Source organism: Campylobacter sp. BCW_6464, from assembly GCF_001762775.1.
Lineage (GTDB): Bacteria > Campylobacterota > Campylobacteria > Campylobacterales > Campylobacteraceae > Campylobacter_D > Campylobacter_D jejuni.
Map to the genome: position 1 here is coordinate 1 of NZ_MJXM01000086.1, position 1410 is coordinate 1410.

The 1410-nt window shown below is 28.6% G+C and carries 1 protein-coding gene; it reads left to right on the forward strand.

Annotated features, from left to right (window positions below; translation table 11 throughout):
* On the forward strand, positions 1 to 1410 hold a 1410-nt coding region (locus tag AJ885_RS09815), incomplete at both ends, for a motility associated factor glycosyltransferase family protein (protein ID WP_410002263.1).

Consider the following 1410-nt stretch of genomic DNA (forward strand, 5'->3'; position numbering starts at 1 on the left):
ATGACCTTCACTCCTACCCAAAAAGAGCTCTTTAACAAAAATATTGAAGCTTTAGGTAATATTCTTTTAAAAGAAAGTTTAAAAGAAATCAAGTCTAGTAAATTTGAACTTATCTTAGGTAAAGATAATCTTGATATCAATCTAAAAGATAATTCAGTGGGGGAGTATAATGAAAATTTACTTTATCAAAACCCCATTAAAGAGTTACAAACTATGTTAAACACTTACAATGACAAATACCTACTTTATCCTGTATTGTATTTTTATGGTTTTGGAAATGGAATTTTATTTAAAGCTTTATTACAAAATAAAAATCATCAGCATATCGTTGTTTTTGAAAAAGATATAGAGATCATTTGGGCAATGTTTCATATCTTAGATTTTTCAAATGAATTACAAAATTCAAGATTGATGATTTTAGAAACTAGTTCTTTAGATATAGAATTTTTTTCTAATTTTTGTTCTAACAAACCTTTCTTTCAATTTTCTAGAATTTATTTTTTAGAACTGATGAGTAATTATTATGAAAGATTTCATGAGGATGTTTTGGAGTTAAATAAAAAGCTAGCGCAGCATTTTAAAGATTCTATTATTTCTCATGGTAATGATTCGCTTGATGCCCTTCAAGGCATAGAACAATTTGTTTATAATCTTCCTCAAATGATCACTCATCCTAGTTATACAGAATTACTTTCTAAAAGAAAGAATTTAAGTGATACAGCTATTATTGTTTCTACAGGACCAAGTTTAACCAAACAATTACCTTTATTAAAAAAGTATGCTAATAAAGCTACGATTTTTTGTGCAGATTCTTCTTATCCTATTTTAGCTAAGCATGGTATAAAGCCTGATTATGTACTTTCTTTAGAAAGGATTCCTTTAACTTCTGAATTTTTTAATCATGATTTTGGGGAATTTGATAGGGATGTTTTGTTTGTTTGTGTAAGTTGGGTCTATCCACAAACTATAAAATATCTTCAAAAAAATAATAGAAATTTCATGCTTATTTCAAGACCTTCTGATTTCATTAAAAATGTTAATTTTCATCAATATGGCTATGTAGGCTATGGGCCAAGCGTTGCACATATGGCTTATGAATTTGCAACGCATCTAAGTTGTAAAAATATCATTTTTATAGGACAAGATTTAGCTTATGCTAAAGATGGATTTTCTCATACTAAAGATTATAGCAATCTTGATAAACATGAAGGACATTTTCAAAGAGATAAGGGAAAATTTCAATGTCTAGCCTATGGAGGCAATGGAAAGGTTGAAAGTTCAGGAATTTGGACTATGTTTAGATTCTCTTTACAAAATACCATTTCAAGAAATATTATTTCAACCACCTACAACTGTACCGAAGGTGGAGCAAGGATAGAAGGAACTATAGAAAAACCTTTTCTTTGGGCT